Here is a 21,879-nt window from a genome sequence, read left to right as displayed (position 1 = left end):
GGCGGGGACCGCCTGCCGGGGGCCGCCGCGGCGGCAGGCGCCGAGACTCAGAGCCCGAGCACCGCCGAGGCGATCGCGAAGTAGACGAGCAGGCCGGTGGCGTCGACGAACGTCGAGATGAACGGGTTCGAGAAGACCGCCGGGTCGACGCGCACCGCGCGCGCCAGCAGCGGCATGCAGCCGCCCACCACGGCGGCCACGGTGCACACGGCGAGCAGCGTCAAGCCGATCACGGCCCCGATCTGCACGGAGTAGAGCGCTCCCGCGATCCCGAACCCGAGCGCGCCGAGCAGCAGGCCGAGCAGCGCCCCGGTGCGGAATTCGCGCGCCAGCACGCGGAAGATGTCGCGGGGCCGCACGTCGCCCAGGGCGAGCGCGCGCGTCACCGTCGTCGCCGCCTGGTTGCCGGTGTTGCCGCCGGTGCCGATGAGGAGCGGCACGAACAGCGCGAGCACGGTCACCTGCTCGATCGTCGCCTCGAAGATCTCGAGCACCTGCACCGTCAGCGTCGCGCCCACGGCGAGCACGAGCAGCCACACCACGCGCGAGCGCACGAGGGTGCGCACGGGAGTCGACAGGTAGGGGCGGCGCAACGGCTCGGATCCGCCTTGGCGCGCGGCGTCCTCGCTCTCCACGTGCTCGAGGATGCGGATGGCGTCATCGATCGTGAGCATTCCGACCAGGCGCTCTTCGCTGTCGACGATCGGGAGCGCCAGCAGCGAGAGATCGGCGCAGCGGCGCGCGGCGAACTCGTCGGTCTCGGTCGCGAGGGCGGTGTGCGCCGGCCGCATGAGCGCCTCGATCGCGTCCTCGGCTCGGGCGGCCAGCAGCTCGCGCAGGCTGACGATGCCGACCACGACCCGCGTCGCGTCGAGCACGGGGATCGTGTACACCGTCTCGGCGTCCTCGATGTGGGCCTGCACGCGCTCGAGCGTCTGCCCCACGGTGAGCGATGCGCGCGTCGACACGTACTCCGGGGTCATGCGCCGCCCCACGCTGCCCTGCGGATACCCGAGCAGTGCGGCGGTCTGCAGGCGATCCTGCTCGGGGAGGCCGCGCAGCATCTGCGTCGCGAGCACCGACGGTACCTCGTCGAGGAGCCAGAGCCGGTCGTCGGGGTCGAGCTCTGCGAACAGGCGGCTCACCTCGGCGTGCTGCAGGCCGTCGAGCAGATCGCTCTGCAGGGTGGGCGGGAGCGCTTCGAACACCTCCATCGCGCGCTGCTTGGAGAGCAGGCGGAAGAGCACGGCGCGCTGCCGCAGGTCGACCCGGGCGAACAGCGGCACGAGCTCGGCGGCCGTGTGGGGGGCGAGGTCGCGGGTGAGGGCCGGCAGATCGCCGGCGGAGAGATGCTGCATGATGCCGTCGTACGAGGCTTCGATGATCGGGATCTGCTGAGTGGTCATGACGGGTCTCCTCGCGTGCGCGACGAAGCGCGGCTCGGCGGCGCCGTGGCGCCGGGGTACGTGGGAACGTGCGAGCCGGGCGTGCGCGCCGGGACGACGAGGTCGACCTACGGGGCGGGGGGAGTCGCGAGCGCGGAGCCCGGCTGATGACTGCAACTGTCACTGGGCATCGGGCTCACCTCGCTTCGGGTCGTGTCGAGTCGTGCTGGGTCGCGACACGTCGGGTCGTGTCGCGCGAACAGGGGAACCCTAACAGCAGCGGGCGGCGCGGGCCAAACCGCGTGCGCGGTGCGCCGGGGCGTTGCGACGACCGCCGTGGTGCGCGAGGGGGGACTTGAACCCCCACGTCCGAGGACACTGGAACCTAAATCCAGCGCGTCTGCCGATTCCGCCACTCGCGCGCGGGCCGGCGGCTCCGGCGAGAACTACCTTAGCGGTCGTTCGGCACCACTTCCGCGCCCTCGGGGAGTCGGGATCCGGCCGGCAGGCGCACCGTGACGTACGCCTCGCCGGAGGCGTCAGCGCCGGTGGCGCGCGCCTCGTCCCCGCGCAGCCCCGACTCGATCTTGCCGACGCTCAGGCCGCCGGCGGCGCCGGTCGCGTGGTGCTGGCTCATCCGGTCGATCCAGGCGAGTGCGATGGCCGAGACGATGAAGGCGAGGTGGATGGCGACCTCCCACATTACGCCGTCCCACGAGTAGAGCACGCTGCCGTCGGCGTTGCGCACGACGCCGTTCTCCATGCGCCCCACCTCGATGAAGGTCTTGAGCAGGTGGATCGACGAGATCGAGATGATCGACACGGCGAGCTTGACCTTGAGCAGGTTGGTGTTGACGTGCGACAGCCACTCGGGCTCGTCGTGGTGCCCCTGCACGCGGATCTTCGAGACGAAGGTCTCGTAGCCGCCGATGATGACCATGATGAGCAGGTTCGCGATCATGACGATGTCGATGAGCGCCAGCACGCTGAGCATGACGTCGGTCTCGCTGATGTGCCCCGACGCGACGACGTTCTCGACCAGGTGCCAGAGCTCGACGAAGAAGAGCACGACGTAGACGGCCTGCGCGATGATGAGCCCGAGGTAGAGCGGGGCCTGCAGCCACCGGCTCGCGAAGATGAAGGCGGCGAGCGTGCGCGATGCGGGGCCGGGGCCGGCCTGCGCGCTGCGTTCGGTCATGCTGGGTCGATTGCTCACGTGGTGGGCCCTCTCGTGCTGGTGAAGTGCACCACATGCTAGCGCAGCGCCGCGGGCCGAGAGTGAACGGCGGATGAGCGGCTCCGGCGGCGAGTAGGATGGCCGGAGCGAAAAGGAAGGTCGTGCCGTTGACTTCAGTGCTCCCGCTCTGGTTCGAGATCGGATCGATGGTCGCCCTCGTGGTGATCCTCGTCATCGATCTCGCCCTGATCATCCGTCGCCCGCACGTGCCGTCCATGCGCGAGGCGAGTCTCTGGGTCGGCTTCTACGTGCTGCTGGCGCTCGTCTTCGCCGGGGCGATCTTCCTGCTGGGCGACGTGCAGCACGGCACCGAGTTCCTGGCGGGTTGGTTGACGGAGTACAGCCTCTCGATCGACAACCTGTTCGTGTTCGTGCTGATCCTGGCCAGCTTCAAGGTGCCGAGCGCGTACCAGCAGCGGGCGCTGATGATCGGCATCGTGCTCGCCCTCGTGTTCCGCGGCGCGTTCATCCTGGTCGGCGCCGCGATCATCGAGCGCTTCATCGCGATCTTCTTCGTGTTCGGCGCCTGGCTGATCTGGACGGCCTGGCAGCAGGTGAAGCCGGGCGGCGACGACGAGCACGGCGAGAACTGGATCATCCGGCAGATCAAGAAGGTGCTGCCGTTCAGCGACCACTACGACGGGGGCAGGCTCCGCACGACGGTCGACGGCAAGCGCATGTTCACGCCGTTCCTCCTCGTACTCATCTCGCTCGGCGTCACCGATCTGCTCTTCGCGCTCGACTCGATCCCCGCCATCTTCGGCATCACGCAGAGCGCGTTCATCGTGTTCACGGCGAACGTGTTCGCGCTCATGGGCCTGCGGCAGCTGTACTTCCTGCTCGGCGGTCTGCTCGAGCGCCTCGAGTACCTGAAGTACGGCATCGCCGCGATCCTCGCATTCATCGGCGTGAAGCTCATTCTGCATGCGCTGCACGAGAACGAGCTCCCCTTCATCAACGGCGGCGAGCACGTGCCCGTGCCCGAGATCAACACGTGGGTGTCGCTCGGTTTCATCGTCGTCTCGATGCTGATCGCCACGGTCGCGAGCCTCGTGAAGGCGAACCGCGAGGCCCGGGCCCGCGGCGAGCACCTGCATCTGGGCGCCGCGGAGGGGCCCGATCAGCAGGGGCAGGATCACCAGCGCGCCAACCGGCACTAGCGTCCCGAATCGTTGCGGCGGGCGGTGCGACGCCCCGCCCGGGTGCCGTTGCGGGCACTCTTCGCGACGCGATGGTAGACTCGCGCCATGCGTTCGCGGGCTCTGCTTCTTCACAGCCGCGACGGGGTCTAGTCCATCGGCCGCCCGTCGCGGAGTTCTCGCATGGTCGATCCGCCGCGTCGATGCTCGCGAAATACTTTCGCGCCGCGCGGTGTTGAACAGCACAGTGCTGAGTGCACGGAACCGGGAAGAGAAGCACACATGAGCGAGCAGTTTGCGTCGGAGGCGGCCGCACGGCCCCGCACCCTGGCGGAGAAACTCTGGGACGACCACGTCGTCGTCAAGGGCGAGGACGGGCAGCCGGATCTCATCTACATCGACCTCCACCTCATCCACGAGGTGACGAGCCCGCAGGCGTTCGACGGGCTGCGCGTCGCCGGACGCCCGCTGCGCCGCGTCGATCTCATGATCGCGACTGAGGATCACAACACGCCGACGGTCAACATCACGCGACAGATCGAGGACCCGACGAGCCGCCTGCAGATCGAGACGCTGCGGCAGAACGTCGCCGAGTTCGGCGTGCGCGCCCACCCGCTGGGAGACCGCGAGCAGGGCATCGTGCACGTCGTCGGCCCGCAGCTCGGACTCTCGATGCCGGGCATCACGGTGGTGTGCGGCGACAGCCACACCTCCACCCACGGCGCCTTCGGCGCGCTCGCGTTCGGCATCGGCACGAGCGAGGTCGAGCACGTGATGGCGACTCAGACGCTGCCGCTGAAGCCGTTCAAGACGATGGCGATCAACGTCGAGGGCGAGCTCCGCCCGGGCGTCACGGCGAAGGACATCATTCTGGCGGTCATCGCGAAGATCGGCACGGGCGGGGGTCAGGGCTATGTGCTCGAGTACCGCGGCTCGGCGATCCGCAGCCTGTCCATGGACGGGCGCATGACGATGTGCAACATGTCCATCGAAGCGGGTGCGCGGGCCGGCATGGTCGCCCCCGACGAGACGACGTTCGAGTACGTGAAGGGCCGCCCGCACGCTCCCCGGGGCGCCGACTGGGATGCGGCCGTGGAGTACTGGAAGACGCTGCCCACCGACGAGGGCGCCGTCTTCGACGAGGAGGTGTTCATCGACGCGAATGCGCTGGAGCCCTTCGTCACGTGGGGCACGAACCCCGGCCAGGGCGTGCTGCTCAGCGAGACCGTGCCCGATCCGGCCGCCATCGCCGACGCCGACGAGCGCGCCGCGGCGGAGCGCGCGCTCGAGTACATGGATCTCACCGCAGGCACTCCGATGAAGGAGATCCCGGTCGACGCCGTCTTCATGGGGTCGTGCACGAACAGCCGCCTCGACGACCTGCGCACCTTCGCCGAGCTCATCAAGGGCAAGCAGAAGGCCGAGGGCGTGCGCCTGATGGTGGTACCGGGTTCGGCGCGTGTGCGCGCGGAGGCGGAGGCGGAGGGTATCGACCGCATCGTCGAGGCCTTCGGCGGCGAATGGCGGTTCGCGGGCTGCTCGATGTGCCTCGGCATGAACCCGGATCAGCTGGCTCCGGGGGAGCGCTGCGCGTCGACCTCGAACCGCAACTTCGAGGGCCGCCAGGGCAAGGGCGGCCGTACGCACCTCGTCTCGCCGCTCGTCGCCGCTGCGACCGCGATCCGCGGAACGCTGTCGAGCCCGTGGGATCTGCAGGCCGACCTGGAGCGGGGCATCACGCACGATGCGCCGGAGGGTGCCGAACTCCCCGTGCGCCGGCGCATTCCGATCATGCCCGTCAGCGAGAAGGCGGGAGCCTGAGCCATGCAGAAGTTCACGACCTTCACGGGCGTCGCCGCTCCGCTGCAGCGGACCAACGTCGACACCGACCAGATCATCCCGGCCGTCTTCCTGAAGCGCGTCACGAAGACCGGCTTCGACGACGCGCTGTTCTCGCACTGGCGCCAGGATGAGAGCTTCGTGTTGAACCAGCCCGCCTTCCAGGGCGCCGAGATCCTCGTCGCCGGTGCCGACTTCGGAACCGGATCCTCGCGCGAGCACGCGGTGTGGGCGCTCCGGGACTACGGGTTCCGCGTCGTCATCTCGCCGCGCTTCGCCGATATCTTCCGCGGCAACTCGGGCAAGCAGGGGCTGCTCGCGGCCCAGGTGACCGAGGACGACGTGAAGCGGATCTGGGCCGCGATCGACGCGGACCCGGGCATGGCGCTCACCGTCAGCCTGGAGGATCGCACCATCACCGCCGGCGACCTCGTGATTCCCTTCGAGGTCGACGACTACACGCGTTGGCGCCTGATGGAGGGGCACGACGATATCTCTTTGACGCTCCGCAACGCGGACGCCATCACCAGGTTCGAGGCGAATCGCCCGAGCTGGATGCCGACAACGACCCCCGTGGAGGCCGAATGACCAAGCACACCGTGACCGAGGCCGAGTTGGAGTCGAACGCGCAGACGCCGGTGGAGACCGGCGCTTCGGCCGAGGACTCCGAGGCGGCGGGCCGCAAGCTCGACGCGCAGAAGGCGGGCGCCCGAGTCGGGTTGACCTCCGACGAGATCATCATCAACGGCGGCCGCCCGCTGCGCGGACGCATCGAGGTGCGCGGCGCGAAGAACCTCGCGACCAAGGCCATGGTGGCGGCGCTGCTCGGCAAGACGCCGAGCGTGCTGCGCAACGTGCCGAACATCTCCGACGTGCGCGTGGTCGCCGGGCTGCTCGCCCTCCACGGCGTGCTCATCACCCGCGGCGAGCAGGCCGGGGAGTGGCGTCTCGACCCGTCGAACGTCGAGGTCGCGCATCAGGCCGACATCGACGCGCACGCGGGCTCCTCGCGCATCCCGATCCTCTTCTGCGGCCCGCTGCTGCACCGTCTCGGCGAGGCCTTCATCCCCGACCTCGGCGGGTGCCGGATCGGCGACCGCCCGATCGACTTCCACCTCGACGCGCTCCGCAACTTCGGCGCCATCATCGAGAAGCTGCCGAGCGGCATCAGTCTCACGGCGCCGAACGGCCTCCGCGGCGCGAACATCGAGCTGCCGTACCCGTCGGTGGGCGCCACGGAGCAGGTGCTGCTCACCGCCGTGCTAGCCGAGGGGCAGACCGAGCTGCGGAACGCCGCAATCGAGCCCGAGATCGTCGACCTCATCTGCATCCTGCAGAAGATGGGCGCGATCATCTCGATGGAGCCCAACCGCGTCATCTTCATCGAGGGCGTGCCCGAGCTGCGCGGCTACGACCACCGGGCGATCTTCGATCGCAACGAGGCCGCCAGCTGGGCGGCGGCGGCGCTCGCGACGAAGGGCGACGTGTTCGTGGGCGGCGTGGAGCAGGAGGAGATGATGACCTTCCTCAACGTCTTCCGCAAGGTCGGCGGCGACTTCGACGTGCACGACGACGGCATCCGCTTCTGGCATCCGGGCGGCGCGCTGAAGCCCGTCACCATCGAGACCGATGTGCATCCCGGATTCATGACGGACTGGCAGCAGCCGCTCGTCGTGGCGCTCACCCAGGCCGAGGGGCAGTCGACCATCCACGAGACGGTCTACGAGAACCGCTTCGGGTTCACCGACGCACTGGTGAAGATGGGCGCCGATATCGTCGTCTACAAGGATGGGCTGCACGACGAGACCCGCCGCGTGAAGCGCCGCGAGTTCGAGCAGGCCGCCGTCATCACGGGGCCGACCCCGCTGCACGGCGCCGACATCGAGGTGCCCGACCTGCGCGGCGGCTTCAGCCACCTCATCGCGGCGCTGACCGCGGAGGGGCAGTCGAAGGTCACGAACCTGGGGATCATCTCGCGCGGCTACGAGAACTTCATCGAGAAGCTGCGGCTGCTCGGGGCCGATTTCGTCTACGAGAGCTGAACCGGCGACTCGCCTGCGAATGCGGCGGATGCGCGCGGCGTATGCCGTCGGGCAGCCGCCGCATTCGAGATAATGGACCTATGACTGACACCGTGAAGTTCCGCAGCAGATTGTCTCCGGAGAAGCGTCGGCCGTCGGTGTTCTGGGTGCTGGCCGCGCTGATCCTGCCGATCTGGTCGCTCATGGTGCGCTACCGCTTCACCCCGCAATCCAAGCTGCCCGAACGCGGTCCGTTCATCCTCGCCCCGAACCACTACAGCGAGGTCGACCCCATCGCGATGGGTGCCGCCGTCTGGCATCTCGGCCGCCTGCCGCGGTTCATGGCGAAGGCGAGCCTGTTCAAGGTTCCCGTGCTCGGCGGGCTCATGCGAGCGTCGGGTCAGGTGCCCGTGCAGCGCGACGGCGTCGCGCGGTCGGCGCACCGCGACGGCAATCCGATGAGCGCGGCAGCCCAGATCATCGAACGGCAGGACGGCGTGATCGTGTACCCCGAGGGCACGCTCACCCGCGATCCCGATCTGTGGCCGATGCGGGGCAAGAGCGGGGCCGTGCGCCTCGCCCTCGAATCGGGCATCCCGCTCATCCCGGTCGCGCACTGGGGCACGCACCGCCTCATGCCGCGGTATGCGAAGCGCCTGCACCCGTTCCCGAGGAAGACCATCGAGGTCGCCATCGGCGAACCGATCGATCTGAGCCGCTTCGACGGCAAGCCCGTCGATCAGCGAGTCATCAACGAGGCGACCCGCGAGCTCATGGACGCCATCACCGCGCTCCTCTCGGAGCTCCGCGGGGAGGCGGCTCCGGCCGAGCGCTGGGATCCGAGCAAGCATCAGCAGAGCGAAACGGGGCGCTTTTGAGCATCCGAGCCGGGGCGGCCGCAGCACCGCACGCCGAACGCAACCGGGGGCGCGCCGTCGCCGTCATCGGCGCCGGGAGCTGGGGGACGACGTTCGCCAAGGTGCTCGCCGACGCTGGGTGCGATGTCACCATCTGGGCGCGGCGGCCCGAGATCGCGCACGAGATCCGAGTGGCCCGGCGCAACAGTCAGTACCTGCCCGGCGTCAACCTGCCGAAAACGCTCTCCGCGACCGACGACCTCGCCACGGCCGTGAACGGTGCCCGCCTGGTGTTCCTCGCCGTGCCCAGCCAGACGCTGCGGCAGAACCTCATCGACCTCGAACCGTTCCTCGATCGGCGCTCGGTGCTCGTGAGTCTGGTGAAGGGGGTCGAGAAGACCACCACCATGCGCATGTCTGAGGTGATCGCCGACACCCTCGACCTCGAGCCCGACCGCATCGCCGTGGTCTCGGGCCCGAACATCGCCCTCGAGATCGCGAAGGAGCAGCCGACCGGCGCCGTCGCCTCGTGCGCCGACCTCGGCGTCGCCCAGGAAGTCGCAATGGCGGCGAACGCGCCGTATTTCAGGACGTACGTGAACACCGACGTGATCGGGACCGAACTCGGCGGAGTGCTGAAGAACCTCATCGCCCTCGCCATCGGCATCGTCGACGGCGTCGGCTACGGCGAGAACACGAAGGCCGCGATCATCACGCGCGGGCTCGCCGAGATGACGGAGTTCTCGGTCGCCTCGGGCGCCGATCCGGCGACGCTTTCGGGCCTCGCGGGGCTCGGCGACCTCATCGCCACCTGCCAGTCGCCGCTCTCGCGCAACAACACCGCGGGCCGGCTCATCGGGCAGGGGTACACGCAGGAGGAGACCCGCGAGCAGATGCAGCAGGTCGCCGAGGGCATCACCTCGGTGCCCCCCGTGCTCGAGCTCGCGCGCGAGCGTGGCGTCGGCATGCCGATCGTGGAGCAGGTGCAGATGGTGCTCACGGGCAGGATGCAGCCCAAGCACCTCGGCCCGCATCTCGCCACCGAAGACGAAGTGCCGCAGGCGGAGCTCAGCCTCGGCGCGCCCCCGATCGGTCGACTGAAGCGACTGTTCGACCGGATGAAGGGAACCCGCGCGTGACCGAGACCTCAGCCCGCCAGGACGCCCCCGCGAAGCGCACGGTCGTGCTGCTGTTCGGCGGGCGCTCGAGCGAGCACGGCATCAGCTGCGTCACCGCGGCGGGCGTGCTCCGAGCCATCGATCGCGCGAAGTTCGACGTGATCCCGGTGGGCATCACGAAGCAGGGCGCCACGGTGCTCATGCGCGAGGCGGATCTCGCCGAGTACCGGCTCGATGCCGACGCGCTTCCCGAGGTCGCCGACAACGGCACGCGCGTGCTGTGGCCCGCCTCGACGGCGACTCGCGAGCTCCGCGTGATCGAGGAGGGCGGCGTGCTGCGCGGTCTCGGACGCGCCGAGGCGGTGCTGCCGATGCTGCACGGCCCCTACGGCGAAGACGGAACCGTGCAGGGCATGCTCGACCTCATCGACCTGCCGTACGTCGGCAGCGGCGTACTCGGCTCGGCGCTGTGCATGGACAAGCACGCGGTGAAGACCGTGCTCGCCGACGCCGGGATCGCGGTGGCGCCGTGGAACACCGTGACGCGGTCGCAGCTGGATGCCGATCCCTCGCTCGCGTCGCGCCTCGACGCGGGGCTGCAGTACCCGCTCTTCGTGAAGCCGGCCCGGGCGGGGTCGAGCGTCGGCGTCACCAAGGTGACTGCCGCAGCGGAACTGCCCGAGGCGCTCGACATCGCTTTCGCCGAGGATCGCACGGTGCTCGTCGAGTCGGGCGTCATCGGCAGAGAGGTGGAGATCGCGGTGCTCGAAGGGCGCGGCGACGCGCGCCCGCGCACGAGCAGCGTCATCGGGGAGATCGTGATCTCGGGAGGCGGGTTCTACGACTTCGCATCGAAGTACCTGGACGGGTCGGGGGTGCGCCTCGATCTGCCGGCCGAGGTGACCGCCGACGAGTTCGCCGCGCTGCAGCGGGACGCCGTGCTGGCCTTCGAGATCGCGCAGTGCGCGGGGCTGGCCCGCGTCGACTTCTTCCTGACCGACGACGGCCCGGTGCTGAACGAGATCAATACTTTGCCGGGGTTCACGCCGATCTCGATGTACCCGCGCCTCTGGGAGGCGTCGGGCATGAGCTACACGGACCTCATCACGGAGCTCGTCGAGCTCGCCGTGGAGCGGCGCCCCGCGTACTGAGGGAGCGGCTCCTGCTGCGCGGGGCTTCTGCTCCGCGGGGCTCGTGCTCCGCGAGCTCCTGCTGCGCGGGGTTACTGCTGCGCGGGGTTACTGCTGTGCGTCGGGCACGTCGAACGTGTCTGACAGGGTGGTGCACTGGCGCTCCTGCGGCAGCTGCTGCACGACCGCGCCGAGGTCGACCGCGGTCTCGGTGCCGCTGACCTGATCGGAGTCGACGTAGACGGCGAGACCGGGGGAGCGGCCGTAGGGCTCGAACCGGTAGATGGGCGCAGCCGATTCGTCGATCACCCAGTCGACGCCGTTGACGTTGACGCAGGTGTCGGTGGTGGGGCCGGTCGGCTCCACGCCGCACACGAGCTGCACGGCGCCATCCCCCCAGGCGCCCGTCGCCTGCGCGTTCGTGTAGCGCCGCTCCTCGCCGGCGACGACGTCGGGCAGGCGAACGATCACGTTCGCGCACGCGGGGTCGTTCGCGTTCTCCGCAGCCTCCATCGGTTCGATGGGCGTGCACGCGGAGAGGAGGGTCGCCGTGCTCGCGAGTGCTGCGGACAGTGCGACGATCTTCAGGGCGCGAGACTTCACCGCTCCAGCCTACTCGTCGGCGGCTGGTCGCGTGCTGCGGGCGGGCGGGCGACTGCGGCGGTAGCGTGGGGATGTGAACGCACGAGAGATGCCCGGAGTCACCGTCGGCGAGCTGGGGGAGCCGGGCGTGCTCGCCCGCGTGCTCGCGCAGCTCTCGGGCGCGCGCGGCGCCCTGATCGGGCCGGGGGACGACTGCGCGGTGCTCCGTCACACGGGCGACGTGGTGGTGACGACGGACACGATGATCGAGGGCCCCGACTTCCGACTCCCGTGGCACGACGGGTTCGAGCTGGGGTGGAAGCTCGCGGCCACGAACCTCTCCGACGTCGCGGCGATGGGCGCGCGCCCGACCGCGCTGACCGTGGCGCTCGCCGTGCCTCGAGAGACGCCCGTGATGCTGCTCGAGCGCATCGCGGAGGGCCTCGACGCCGCGTGCCGGGCGCTGGCCCCGGGCTGCGGGGTCGTCGGCGGCGACCTCGGTCGCGCACCGGTGGTCGTCGCCGCGGTGACGGCGCTGGGCGACCTGGAGGGGCGCCCACCCGTGGTGCGCTCCGGCGCTCGCGCGGGCGACGTCGTGGCGTACGCGGGTGACCTGGGGCTGGCCGGGCTCGGGCTGTCGCTGCTCTTCAGCGAGGCTGTCGATGCGGAGGGGAACGCGAGCGCGCACGAGGTGCCGCGACTGCGCGCGAGCCACCCCGACGCCATCGCCGCGCAGCTCGCTCCCGCTCCGCCCATTCCGCTGGGGGTCGAGGCCGCCGAGGCGGGGGCGACCGCGATGATGGACGTCTCCGATTCGCTCTCCATCGATGCCGAGCGGTTGGCGCGTGCGAGCGGCGTGCGCGTCGATTTCTCCGCCGAACTGCTGGTGTCGGGCTTCGGGCGCCGGGGATCCGGCGTGCGCGGCGGCGGACTTGAACCCGCGGAGCCCGGCGCTCAGGGGCAGCCCGCGGTCGAGGTGCCGATCGACGCCATGCTGTTCGGCGGCGAGGATCACGGTCTGCTCGCGACGTTCCCGGCCGGCGCTGCGCTGCCCGACGGGTTCCGTCCGATCGGTGCGGTGCTGGCCGGGGAAGCGGCTTCCGGGACGGGCGAAGCGCTCGTGGCGCTCGACGGTGCGCCGCTCACGGTTCGCGGGTGGGATCCATACACGGTGCAGGTGTCGGGCGCCGTGTAGCGACCGCCGCGTCCGTCGTCGCCCTCGAGCTCCGGCTCCTCGCGGTCAGAGCTGCGCCTTCGGCACCTTCCCGTCGGGGCCGAAGCCGAGCTGCAGGTCGCGCAGCAGGAGGGTTTCGGGCGGGCGGTCGTGCCCGAAGTAGTGGAGGAAGACGTCTGCGGCTTCCGCGTACGTGAAGACTTCGTGCTCGTGCACGGAGATGCGGTTCTCGCCGAGGCGGATCTCCCGGTTCGCCGAGCTCGCCTGCGATCCGTCATGGGGACGCCCGAGCGCGTACTGGCGGTACGTGCCGTCGCGGTCCGTCTTCCATTCGATGGCCATCGCGTCTCGGGTACCGCCGGCCTGCAGAAACGTGAGCGGATACCGCGTCGTGTCGACGTCCCAGAAATCTACCGCGTCTGGTCCGCGCCACAGTACCAATGCGCGATGATCGCCGCTGTCCAGCAAAGACAACAATCTCGTCAGCTGCTCAAGCGCAGGTATGACGATCTCATTGAGCTCTGAACGGCACGCGTATTTTCCGATTTTTGTCAGGTAGTACACGGTCATCTACAGCACTGTCTCCTGATGTATGAAGCGGGCCAACGTGCCTCCAACGGCTCAACCGGCCCCCCAGCTGCTGCCCACGTTAGCAGAAATGTCGACGATCAGTCACATCGGGCTGCGCTCAGGAGTGCGCACGCGGCGCGGCGAGTCGCAACGCGGCCCAGAGGTCGGCACGCACATCGGGGGAGTCGAGGTCGACCTCCAGCAGCTGCGCGGCCGTCTGCACGCGCGACTTCAGCGTGTGGCGGTGCAGGGCGAGCTCGGTCGCGGCGGCACTGGTTTGCCCGTGGTGGGCGAGCCACGCGGTCAGGGCCTCCTCGATGCGGTCGCCGTGACGCTCATCATGGTGCCGCACGGGGGCCAGCAGCAGTTCGGCACGGCGCCTGGCCTCGGGCTGGCCGTCGAGCAGGTGGATGACCCCCTCGTGGGTCGCGGGCGAGTACTCGACGGGGGCGTGCACGGCGGTCGAGATCGCCCGGTGCAGTGCGAGGTCCGCCTGCATCGCGGCCTCCTGCAGGTCGGCGAGCGGCACGCGGTCGGAGATCCCGGCGGCGAGTCCGTGAGTGGCGAAGAGGCGCCGGATCGCCGGCAGGTGGCGCGACTCGGCGACGATGGTCGGGGTCGCGCTCGCGGCGGCGGTGAAGAGGCCCGGGCTGCCCGCGTCGAGTGACTGCAGATCTTCGGCGAAGGTCGGGTCGAGGTGATCCGGCACCGGGTAGCGCACCAGCACGACCTGCCCCTGCGGAAACCGGGCGAGCACCCCCGCGGAGAGGCGCTCGGCGAGGGGGAGCTGCCCCGCGAGCAGCAGTTCGAGAATGGCGTCGCGCAGCACCGCCTGAGCCGACCTGATGCCACTGCGGTGCTCCAGCTGCACCGTGGCGAGGGCGCCGACCAGCCCGTGCAGTGCGCGCTCAGCCGTATCGGGCACCCCACGCTCTTCGACCGCGAGCACGCCCAGCACGTGCTCGCGGCGGCCGAGCGCCTGCAGGTGCATCCCCGTGCCGGTCTCCGTCTCGATGCGCCCGGCGCTCACGCCGCGCTCGATGAGCCGCCGCGCCTCGCGCCGCACCCAGTCGACCGGGAAGTCGGGTCGGGCGTGCTCGGGCGCGAATTCGACGATGCGGCCGAACCGGTCGGTGATGCAGACCCAGTGGCCGAGGCGCGACGCCGCCTCCCGAACCGCGGCGCCGAGACCGTCGCGGTGCAGAGATGCGTTCGCCACGGCGCGCTGCGACTCCAGCGACCAGATGTCGCGATCCCGCGTCTTGGCTTCGAGCAGCCGGGCGGCGGTCTGCACGATCTCGATGAACGCCGTGTCGTAGGGCACTCGGAAGAGCGGGAAGTCGAGCCGGTCGCAGGCTGCGACGACGAGCGCGGGCACCCGGTCCCAGTGCAGCCCGACGGCGACGCCGAGGGCGGTCACCCCGGCGTCGATGAGCCGCTGAATGTAATCGGCGGCATCGGCGTCCGAGTGCAGGGAGCCGAACCGGGCTCCCGTGGTGAGGAGCACGGTGCGGGGGGTGAGGAACGGTGCCGGATCCTCGAGCTCGCTCACGTGCACCCACTGCACGGGCCGCCGCGACGCTGCGCGGCTCGCGCCGGCGATTAGCGCGAGCTCGAGCTGGTACTGGTGCAGCAGCTCGCCGAGCTCGATCGTGGGGCCGGTCGAGGCGTCCATCGATCCTCCGCTTCCACTCCTGCCAGATTGGTGAAAGTGAGCGGGAGCAAACTCCATTCTGGCACAGCGCAATCCGTTGGTCAGGCCGTAGGCTGAAGCCGCACCCAACGGAGCCCGCGACCGCGGGTTCCCCGAGACTCACAAGGAGAATCAGTCATGACAGCAGTCACCGGCGGTCCCTCGCTCCCGCAGGAGCGCAAGCTCGTCACCAGCATCCCCGGCCCGAAGTCGCAGGAGATGCTCGCGCGCAAGAACGCCGCGGTCGCCTCGGGCGTGGGCGTCGCGCTCCCCGTCTCGATCGTCGCTGCGGGCGGAGGCGTCATGGTCGACGTCGACGGCAACTCCCTCATCGACCTGGGCTCGGGCATCGCCGTCACCGGCGTCGGCAACGCCGCCCCCGCAGTCGTCGAAGCCGTGACCAACCAGGTGCAGCAGTTCACGCACACCTGCTTCACCGTCACCCCCTACGAGGGCTACGTCGCCGTCGCCGAGAAGCTCAACGAGCTCACCCCGGGCGATCACGAGAAGCGCTCGGCGCTCTTCAACTCGGGCGCCGAGGCCGTGGAGAACGCGATCAAGATCGCACGCCACTACACGAAGAAGAACGCCGTCGTCGTCTTCGACCACGCCTACCACGGCCGCACCAACCTCACCATGGGCATGACCGCGAAGAACATCCCCTACAAGGACGGCTTCGGCCCCTTCGCCCCCGAGGTCTACCGCGTTCCCACGTCGTACCCGTTCCGCGACGGCCTCTCGGGCGCCGATGCCGCAGCGGTCGCGCTGAGCCAGATCGAGAAGCAGGTCGGCGCGGGCAACCTCGCAGCGATCATCATCGAGCCCATCCAGGGCGAGGGCGGCTTCATCGCTCCCGCCGAGGGCTTCCTCCCCGCTCTGCAGGAGTGGGCCACCGCGAACAACGTCGTCTTCATCCTCGATGAGGTGCAGACCGGCTTCGCGCGCACCGGCGACCTCTTCGCCGCGAACCACGAGGGCGTCGTGCCCGACCTGGTCACCACCGCGAAGGGCATCGCGGGCGGTCTGCCGCTGTCGGCCGTCACCGGCCGCGCCGAGATCATGGACTCCGCTCACGCGGGCGGCCTCGGCGGCACCTACGCGGGCAGCCCCATCGCCTGCGCCGCGGCACTCGCGACGATCGACACCTACGAGCGCGAGAACCTCACCGAGCGGGCCCGCGAGATCGGCGCGATCATCGACGAGTTCTTCGGCGAGCTGCAGAAGTCCGACGACCGCATCGGCGATATCCGCGGACGCGGTGCCATGAAGGCCATCGAGCTGGTCGAGTCGGGTTCGCAGAAGCCCGCCGCCGCGCTCACCGGGGCGATCGCCAAGGCTGCCGGCGAGCAGGCCGTCGTCGTGCTCACCTGCGGCACCTACGGAAACGTCATCCGCTTCCTCCCGCCGCTCTCGATCTCGGACGAGCTGCTGCGCGAGGGCCTGCAGGTCGTCGCAGACGCGCTCGCAGCGAACTGACCCGCGTCCCCCGATCCAGAGTTCTCTGAAAGGACACGAAACATGGCATTGAAGCCCAACGAGCAGGAGCTGCTCGACCGCGTCGCCTCCGGCCTCGGCATCGGCGGCACCTGGGAGCCGTCGACCTCCGGCGCCACCCTCGACGTGCACGACCCCGCGACCGGTGAGGTCATCAAGTCGATCGCCGACGCGACCGTCGAGGACGCCGTGCGCGCACTCGACGCCGCCGTCGACGCGCAGGAGCAGTGGGCGGCGACCTCGAGTCGCGAGCGCTCGAACATCCTGCGCCGCGCCTTCGACCTGCTGATGGAGCGCAAAGAGGAGTTCGCGCTCCTCATGAGCATGGAGATGGGCAAGCCCATCGCCGAGGCCCGTGGAGAGGTCGTCTACGGCGGCGAGTTCCTCCGCTGGTTCTCGGAGGAGGCCGTGCGGGTTCCCGGCGACTACCGCCAGAACCCCGAGGGCACCGGCACCATGATCGTCTCGCAGATGCCGGTCGGGCCGTGCTACTTCATCACGCCCTGGAACTTCCCGCTCGCGATGGCCACCCGCAAGATCGCACCCGCGCTCGCCGCGGGCTGCACGGTCGTCATCAAGCCGGCGGCGCTCACCCCGCTGACCACGATCTTCTTCGCGCAGCTGCTCGAAGAGGCCGGCCTGCCCGCCGGCGTGGTCAACGTCGTCGCCACCTCGAAGTCGAGCGCACAGTCGAGCGCACTGCTCTCCGATCCGCGCCTGCGCAAGCTCTCCTTCACCGGTTCGACGCCCGTCGGCGTCAAGCTGCTGCAGGCCGCAGCGCAGAACGTGCTCCGCACCTCGATGGAGCTGGGCGGCAACGCCCCGTTCATCGTGTTCGAGGACGCGGATCTCGATAAGGCCGTCGAAGGCGCGATGCTCGCGAAGTTCCGCAACATCGGCCAGGCCTGCACCGCTGCGAACCGCATCATCGTGCACGAGTCGGTCGCCGACGAGTTCGCGCGTCGCGTCGGCGAGAAGGTCGCCGCCATGACGATCGGGCGCGGCGCCGACGAGGGCAACGACATCGGAGCGCTCGTCGAGGAGAAGGCCGTGACGAACACGGCGCGTCTCGTCGCCGACGCCGTCGAGACCGGCGCGAAGATCGTGACGGGCGGCGAAGCCGTCGACGGGCCGGGGCACTTCTTCCAGCCCACCGTCATCGATCACATCAGCCCGCAGGCTGCGATCATGCGCGAGGAGATCTTCGGGCCCGTGCTCGGCATCATCCGCTTCTCGACCGAGGAGGAGGCGGTCGAGATCGCCAACAACACCGAGTACGGCCTCGTGAGCTACGTGTTCACCGAGAACATCGGTCGCGGCCACCGCATGATCGAGAAGCTCGAGACCGGCATGATGGGCCTGAACACCGGCCTCGTCTCGAACGCCGCGGCGCCCTTCGGCGGCGTGAAGCAGTCGGGCATCGGCCGCGAGGGCGGCTTCGAGGGGATCCACGAGTTCCTCTCGTCGAAGTACACCCTGCTGCCGCGCTCCTGAGCATCGCAGTGAGCTGATCGGGCTCGGGATCGCAAGATCCCGGGCCCGTTCTCATTTGTGACACCCCGGCATCGTGCAGTGGATTCGGCGTTGTGCAGTGCCGGATGCGCGATGTCATCCGTCTTCAGCCGGATCTCCTGCGCGAGCATCACGCGGAGTTCGGCGATGGCTCCGTGATCCGCGGTTACTCGGCGGGCTCGGCCCACCACAGCGCGGTCTCGCCGTAGCGCTTCTCGCGCACCGGCTGCAGCCCGGCCGGCCATGTCGGCTCGGGCGAACGCGTGCTGCGCTCGACGAGCACCGCGCCGCCGTCGGCGACCATCGGCGCCAGCATCTCGAGCACCTCCGCGATCTCCGCCTCGGAGTGGTCGTAGGGCGGATCGATCATCACGACGTCCCACTGCGGCGCGACCGATCGTTCGCGCTCAGCCGCGAGGAACGTCTGGACCGACTGCCGCACGACCTCGATCCGTGGAGCCTCGGCCGACGAGCGGCCGAACGCGCCGAGCACCGTGCGCGTGTTGCGCTTCGCGACCTCCGCGGCCTGCGGGTGCTTCTCGACGAGCGCGATGCTCGCAGCGCCCCGGCTCGCCGCTTCGAGGCCGAGCGCGCCCGATCCGGCGTACAGATCGAGCACGCGCACGTCGTCGATCAGGTCCCACGACGTGAGTGTGGAGAACACCGCCTCGCGCACCCGATCGCTCGTCGGGCGCGTGCCCGACTTCGGAACGTCGAGCCGCAGTGAACCGGCTGCTCCGGCGATGATTCTCGTCACGGTTCGAGCGTAGCGCGTCGGCGGTCGGCGATACGCTGGAGGCATGACCCGGGCGACCCTCGACACCCCCCTCGCCGGAGTGGTCGGCGATCGCACCGCGAAGCCGCTCGAGCGCGCCTTCGAGATGCGCACGGTCGGCGATCTGCTGCACCACTTCCCCCGTCGCTACTCGCGTCGCGGTGAGCTGACCCCGTTGAACGATCTGCCCGTGGGGGAGCAGATCGCAGTGGTCGCCCAGGTGCTCGACGTGCGCGAGCGCCAGATGCAGCGGCGCAACGGGAAGCTGCTGGAGGCCCGCATCACCGACGGCACCGGCACGCTCACGCTCACGTTCTTCAACCAGCAGTGGCGCGTCCGCGAGCTGCTGCCCGGCAAGCGCGGTCTCTTCGCGGGCAAGGTCAGCGAGTACCGCGGCCAGCTGCAACTGCAGCATCCCGAGTACGAGCTCTTCGAGCACCGCGATGACGCGCCCGGCGGCGACCGACTCGATGAGGCGGCGGCGAAGGCGTGGTCGGAGACGCCGGTGCCCATCTATCCGGCGACGGCGCAGGTGCCCACCTGGACGCTGCAGCGTGCGGTCGAGCTCGCACTCGACGCCCTCGGCGACGTGCCCGATCCGTTGCCCGAAGAGATTCGAACGGCAGAGGGGATCGAGCGGCTCGGCCGCGCCCTCGAGCACATCCATCGACCGCAGACCGACGCCGACTGGCGCGCCGCCCGCGACAGCTTCCGCTTCCGCGAGGCGTTCGAGCTGCAGCTGGCGCTGCTCGACCGGCGGCGCCGTGCCGGTCTGCAGTCGAGCACCCCGCGGCCGGGCAAGGACGAAGGGTTCGCCGCGCGGTTCGACGCGGCGCTGCCGTTCGAGTTGACCGGCGATCAGCGGCGATCCGGGGCCACCATCTCGGCGGAGCTCAGGGAGCCGCACCCCATGCACCGCCTGCTGCAGGGAGAGGTCGGATCGGGCAAGACGCTCGTAGCCCTGCGCGCCATGCTGCAGGTCGCCGACAGCGAGGGGCAGAGCGCCCTGCTCGCGCCCACGGAGGTGCTCGCCGCGCAGCACTACCGCTCCATCGTCGACGCGCTCGGCCCCGAGCTCACGGAGGAGCTGCGGCCGGTACTGCTCACCGGCCGCATGCCGGTCGCCGAGCGCAAGCGCGTGCTGCTCGCGCTCGTATCGGGCGCCTCCCGCATCGCCGTCGGCACGCACGCGCTGATCAGCGAGGGGGTGTCGTTCCTCGACCTCGGCCTGATCGTGGTCGACGAGCAGCACCGATTCGGCGTCGAGCAGCGGGAGGCGCTGCGGCAGAAGGGCAACCAGCCGCACGTGCTCGCGATGACCGCGACGCCGATTCCGAGAACGGTTGCCCTTACGGCCTTCGGCGACCTCGAGGTGTCGACGATCCGGGAGCTGCCCCCCGGTCGCCAGGGGATCTCGACGTTCGCCGTGCCCGAGATCGAGATGCCGAACCGAGCGGCCCGGGTCTGGGCGCGGGCGGGGGAGGATCTCGCGGCGGGCCGGCAGGTGTACGTGGTCTGCCCGGCGATCGCGCCCGGCGAGATCGAGGACGGGTTCGAGAGCCCGGAAGAGGCGGCAGACCCCGCCGCGCGCCGGGGGTCCGGCGCCGCAGCCGATGCGGCGGCGGCACGTCGGCTCGCGAACGTCGAGGAGACCGTCGAGGAGCTGCGCCGCCATCCGGCGTTCGCCGGCGCGGAGATCGCCGGCCTGCACGGCGGCATGCCGTCGGACGAGAAGGATCGGGTGATGCGCGGCTTCGCGTCGGGCGCCATCGGCGTGCTCGTGGCGACGACGGTCATCGAGGTGGGCGTCAACGTGCCGAATGCGTCCATCATGATCGTGCGCGACGCCGACCGCTTCGGCATCTCCCAACTGCATCAGCTCCGGGGCCGCGTCGGTCGCGGGGAGCATGCGGGTCTCTGCCTGCTGATGACGACGGCGGCCGCGGGCACCGTGGCCCGGGAGCGCATCGAAGCGGTCGCCGCGACATCGGACGGATTCGCGCTCGCCGAGATCGATCTCGAGCTGCGGCGCGAGGGCGACATCCTGGGAACGGCGCAGTCGGGCGGTCGTTCCACCCTCCGGCTCCTCCGCGTCGCGGAGCACGGGCCGCTGATCGCGCACGCCCGAGAGGTGGCGGGTGCACTGCTCGATCGGGATCCCGAGCTCGCAGGCGCGCCGGGGCTCGCAGAACTCGTCGCGAAGGATCACGAGGCGGGTCTGCTCGACAACCTCGCGAAGTCGTAGCGCCGGGAGGCGTACGGGCGCCCGTGCGCACCGCGGCACCGCCGCCCGGTACTCGAGTACTACGCGGGTCGGCACTCGCGACCGATGCGCCGTCGGCCGGCCGAATCTACCGTTGAATCATCGTCGCGCACACTGCGGCGCAGAAACGGAGACATCATGATCGAAGCGCGCGGGCTCACCAAGCACTACGGCAGCAAGACGGCGGTCGACGACGTCACCTTCAGCATCAAGCCCGGACAGGTGACCGGGTTCCTCGGCCCGAACGGCGCCGGCAAGTCGACGAGTATGCGGTTGATGCTCGGTCTCGACCGGCCGACCTCGGGCACGGTGACGGTGAACGGGGCGCGCTACGCCGACGCGGCGGCGCCGCTCTCCGAGGTCGGGGCGCTGCTCGACGCGAAGGGCGTGCACCCGGGCCGCAGCGCTCGCAGCCACCTGCGGGCGCTCGCGGCGACGCACGGCATCCCGGATCGCAGGGTCTCGGAGGTGCTCGAGCAGACGGGCCTGTCGGCCGTCGCGAATCGGCGCGTCGGCGGGTTCTCGCTCGGCATGGGGCAGCGTCTCGGCATCGCGGCGGCGATGCTCGGCGATCCGCGGATCCTCATCCTGGACGAGCCCGTGAACGGGCTCGATCCCGACGGAGTGCTGTGGGTGCGCCAGCTGCTGCGCCACCTCGCATCGGAGGGGCGCACGGTGCTGCTGTCGAGCCACCTCATGAGCGAGATGGCGCAGACCGCCGATCACGTCATCGTGCTCGGGCGCGGGCGCGTGGTCGCCGACGCGCCCATCGGCGAGTTCATCGGGGGCGGGCGCACCTCGAGCGTCGCCGTGCGCAGCCCGCAGGCGACGAAGCTCGCGTCGCTGCTGATGAGCGCGCAGCGCGAGGGCGTCACCCTCGAACCGCGGGGCGACGAGGGGTTCACCGTGCGCGGTCTCGCCGCTGCCGACATCGGCGCCGTCGCTGCGGCCCATCAGATCGTGCTGCACGAGCTGAGCCCGCAGCAGGCGAGCCTCGAAGACGCGTACCTCGAGCTCACCCGGGGCGAGGTCGAGTACTCGACCTCGTGACCCCGCGGCGCATCATCGCGCCCACCTCGTCCGCTGTGAC

The 21,879-nt window shown here is 70.1% G+C and carries 18 protein-coding genes and 1 tRNA gene; 12 read left to right on the top strand and 7 right to left on the bottom strand.

The window, feature by feature from the left end; all coding sequences use genetic code 11:
- Nucleotides 1–47 precede the first annotated feature (47 nt).
- The 3 genes from mgtE to NS354_RS02980 all read right to left on the bottom strand — a co-directional run bounded on the left by mgtE (nucleotide 48) and on the right by NS354_RS02980 (nucleotide 2,583).
- Nucleotides 48–1,406, bottom strand: coding sequence for a magnesium transporter (gene mgtE, locus NS354_RS02990; RefSeq protein WP_058593129.1), 1,359 nt, complete (start codon nucleotides 1,404–1,406; stop codon nucleotides 48–50).
- A gap of 316 nt (nucleotides 1,407–1,722) precedes the next feature.
- Nucleotides 1,723–1,807 (bottom strand) — tRNA-Leu (locus NS354_RS02985).
- A gap of 29 nt (nucleotides 1,808–1,836) precedes the next feature.
- Complete coding sequence (locus NS354_RS02980) at nucleotides 1,837–2,583, bottom strand: TIGR00645 family protein (RefSeq protein ID WP_058593128.1); 747 nt, start codon at nucleotides 2,581–2,583, stop codon at nucleotides 1,837–1,839.
- Nucleotides 2,584–2,729: 146 nt separating this feature from the next.
- On the opposite strand from NS354_RS02980, the gene NS354_RS02975 reads away from it, so the two are divergent.
- The 7 genes from NS354_RS02975 to NS354_RS02945 all read left to right on the top strand — a co-directional run bounded on the left by NS354_RS02975 (nucleotide 2,730) and on the right by NS354_RS02945 (nucleotide 10,747).
- Complete coding sequence (locus NS354_RS02975) at nucleotides 2,730–3,782, top strand: TerC family protein (RefSeq protein ID WP_193750690.1); 1,053 nt, start codon at nucleotides 2,730–2,732, stop codon at nucleotides 3,780–3,782.
- A gap of 261 nt (nucleotides 3,783–4,043) precedes the next feature.
- Nucleotides 4,044–5,582 carry a 3-isopropylmalate dehydratase large subunit gene (leuC, locus tag NS354_RS02970; protein ID WP_058593126.1) on the top strand — a complete coding sequence of 513 codons (1,539 nt, stop codon included), beginning with the start codon at nucleotides 4,044–4,046 and terminating at the stop codon, nucleotides 5,580–5,582.
- A 3-nt stretch (nucleotides 5,583–5,585) separates the two neighbouring features.
- Complete coding sequence (leuD, locus tag NS354_RS02965) at nucleotides 5,586–6,188, top strand: 3-isopropylmalate dehydratase small subunit (protein ID WP_058593125.1); 603 nt, start codon at nucleotides 5,586–5,588, stop codon at nucleotides 6,186–6,188.
- Nucleotides 6,185–7,642: a UDP-N-acetylglucosamine 1-carboxyvinyltransferase gene (gene murA, locus NS354_RS02960; RefSeq protein WP_241490314.1), complete on the top strand. Its 1,458-nt coding sequence runs from the start codon at nucleotides 6,185–6,187 to the stop codon at nucleotides 7,640–7,642. The genes leuD and murA overlap by 4 nt, the downstream gene beginning before the upstream one ends.
- Before the next feature lie 80 nt (nucleotides 7,643–7,722).
- Complete coding sequence (locus tag NS354_RS02955) at nucleotides 7,723–8,499, top strand: lysophospholipid acyltransferase family protein (RefSeq protein WP_058593124.1); 777 nt, start codon at nucleotides 7,723–7,725, stop codon at nucleotides 8,497–8,499.
- On the top strand, nucleotides 8,496–9,617 hold the full coding sequence (locus tag NS354_RS02950) for an NAD(P)H-dependent glycerol-3-phosphate dehydrogenase (RefSeq protein ID WP_058593123.1): 1,122 nt from the start codon (nucleotides 8,496–8,498) through the stop codon (nucleotides 9,615–9,617). The genes NS354_RS02955 and NS354_RS02950 overlap by 4 nt, the downstream gene beginning before the upstream one ends.
- Entirely contained in the window at nucleotides 9,614–10,747 is a 1,134-nt protein-coding gene (locus tag NS354_RS02945; RefSeq protein ID WP_058593122.1) for a D-alanine--D-alanine ligase family protein, read from the top strand. The genes NS354_RS02950 and NS354_RS02945 overlap by 4 nt, the downstream gene beginning before the upstream one ends.
- Nucleotides 10,748–10,834: 87 nt before the next feature.
- Here the strand turns inward: NS354_RS02945 and NS354_RS02940 are convergent, their stop codons facing one another.
- Nucleotides 10,835–11,329, bottom strand: coding sequence for a DUF3515 family protein (locus NS354_RS02940; RefSeq protein WP_058593121.1), 495 nt, complete (start codon nucleotides 11,327–11,329; stop codon nucleotides 10,835–10,837).
- Nucleotides 11,330–11,417: 88 nt separating this feature from the next.
- Here NS354_RS02940 and thiL point away from each other — a divergent pair, with 88 nt between their 5' ends.
- Entirely contained in the window at nucleotides 11,418–12,503 is a 1,086-nt protein-coding gene (gene thiL, locus NS354_RS02935; RefSeq protein ID WP_058593120.1) for a thiamine-phosphate kinase, read from the top strand.
- A gap of 45 nt (nucleotides 12,504–12,548) precedes the next feature.
- Here the strand turns inward: thiL and NS354_RS02930 are convergent, their stop codons facing one another.
- Nucleotides 12,549–13,052, bottom strand: a complete 504-nt coding sequence (locus NS354_RS02930; RefSeq protein WP_241490312.1) for a hypothetical protein — start codon at nucleotides 13,050–13,052, stop codon at nucleotides 12,549–12,551.
- Between the two features lie 118 nt (nucleotides 13,053–13,170).
- On the bottom strand, nucleotides 13,171–14,727 hold the full coding sequence (locus tag NS354_RS02925) for a PucR family transcriptional regulator (protein ID WP_058593118.1): 1,557 nt from the start codon (nucleotides 14,725–14,727) through the stop codon (nucleotides 13,171–13,173).
- Nucleotides 14,728–14,883: 156 nt separating this feature from the next.
- On the opposite strand from NS354_RS02925, the gene gabT reads away from it, so the two are divergent.
- Nucleotides 14,884–16,221 carry a 4-aminobutyrate--2-oxoglutarate transaminase gene (gabT, locus tag NS354_RS02920; protein WP_058593117.1) on the top strand — a complete coding sequence of 446 codons (1,338 nt, stop codon included), beginning with the start codon at nucleotides 14,884–14,886 and terminating at the stop codon, nucleotides 16,219–16,221.
- 42 nt (nucleotides 16,222–16,263) lie between these two features.
- Nucleotides 16,264–17,733: an NAD-dependent succinate-semialdehyde dehydrogenase gene (locus NS354_RS02915; RefSeq protein WP_058593116.1), complete on the top strand. Its 1,470-nt coding sequence runs from the start codon at nucleotides 16,264–16,266 to the stop codon at nucleotides 17,731–17,733.
- A 184-nt stretch (nucleotides 17,734–17,917) separates the two neighbouring features.
- Here the strand turns inward: NS354_RS02915 and rsmD are convergent, their stop codons facing one another.
- Nucleotides 17,918–18,508, bottom strand: a complete 591-nt coding sequence (gene rsmD, locus NS354_RS02910; protein ID WP_058593115.1) for a 16S rRNA (guanine(966)-N(2))-methyltransferase RsmD — start codon at nucleotides 18,506–18,508, stop codon at nucleotides 17,918–17,920.
- Between the two features lie 43 nt (nucleotides 18,509–18,551).
- Here rsmD and NS354_RS02905 point away from each other — a divergent pair, with 43 nt between their 5' ends.
- Together NS354_RS02905 and NS354_RS02900 are read left to right on the top strand one after the other, a co-directional pair.
- Nucleotides 18,552–20,771 (top strand): ATP-dependent DNA helicase RecG, encoded by a 2,220-nt coding sequence (locus NS354_RS02905; RefSeq protein WP_058593114.1) that lies wholly within the window; start codon nucleotides 18,552–18,554, stop codon nucleotides 20,769–20,771.
- Nucleotides 20,772–20,927: 156 nt separating this feature from the next.
- Nucleotides 20,928–21,839 (top strand): ABC transporter ATP-binding protein, encoded by a 912-nt coding sequence (locus tag NS354_RS02900; RefSeq protein WP_058593113.1) that lies wholly within the window; start codon nucleotides 20,928–20,930, stop codon nucleotides 21,837–21,839.
- Nucleotides 21,840–21,879 lie beyond the last annotated feature (40 nt).

This window comes from Leucobacter chromiiresistens, assembly GCF_001477055.1.
GTDB classification, from domain to species: Bacteria; Actinomycetota; Actinomycetes; order Actinomycetales; family Microbacteriaceae; genus Leucobacter; species Leucobacter chromiiresistens_A.
Note: the sequence above shows the minus strand (reverse complement) of the source record. Positions and strands in the feature narration are given on the sequence as shown.

Excerpts from the sequence above, each read along its gene's own strand:
- thiL (WP_058593120.1), top strand. The coding sequence starts at position 11,418 with ATGCCCGGAGTCACCGTCGGCGAGCTGGGGGAGCCGGGCGTGCTCGCC.
- leuC (WP_058593126.1), top strand. The coding sequence starts at position 4,044 with ATGAGCGAGCAGTTTGCGTCGGAGGCGGCCGCACGGCCCCGCACCCTG.
- NS354_RS02905 (WP_058593114.1), top strand. The coding sequence starts at position 18,552 with ATGACCCGGGCGACCCTCGACACCCCCCTCGCCGGAGTGGTCGGCGAT.
- NS354_RS02900 (WP_058593113.1), top strand. The coding sequence starts at position 20,928 with ATGATCGAAGCGCGCGGGCTCACCAAGCACTACGGCAGCAAGACGGCG.
- murA (WP_241490314.1), top strand. The coding sequence starts at position 6,185 with ATGACCAAGCACACCGTGACCGAGGCCGAGTTGGAGTCGAACGCGCAG.
- NS354_RS02925 (WP_058593118.1), bottom strand. The coding sequence starts at position 14,727 with ATGGACGCCTCGACCGGCCCCACGATCGAGCTCGGCGAGCTGCTGCAC.
- mgtE (WP_058593129.1), bottom strand. The coding sequence starts at position 1,406 with ATGACCACTCAGCAGATCCCGATCATCGAAGCCTCGTACGACGGCATC.
- NS354_RS02980 (WP_058593128.1), bottom strand. The coding sequence starts at position 2,583 with ATGACCGAACGCAGCGCGCAGGCCGGCCCCGGCCCCGCATCGCGCACG.
- gabT (WP_058593117.1), top strand. The coding sequence starts at position 14,884 with ATGACAGCAGTCACCGGCGGTCCCTCGCTCCCGCAGGAGCGCAAGCTC.
- NS354_RS02955 (WP_058593124.1), top strand. The coding sequence starts at position 7,723 with ATGACTGACACCGTGAAGTTCCGCAGCAGATTGTCTCCGGAGAAGCGT.
- NS354_RS02930 (WP_241490312.1), bottom strand. The coding sequence starts at position 13,052 with ATGACCGTGTACTACCTGACAAAAATCGGAAAATACGCGTGCCGTTCA.
- leuD (WP_058593125.1), top strand. The coding sequence starts at position 5,586 with ATGCAGAAGTTCACGACCTTCACGGGCGTCGCCGCTCCGCTGCAGCGG.
- NS354_RS02915 (WP_058593116.1), top strand. The coding sequence starts at position 16,264 with ATGGCATTGAAGCCCAACGAGCAGGAGCTGCTCGACCGCGTCGCCTCC.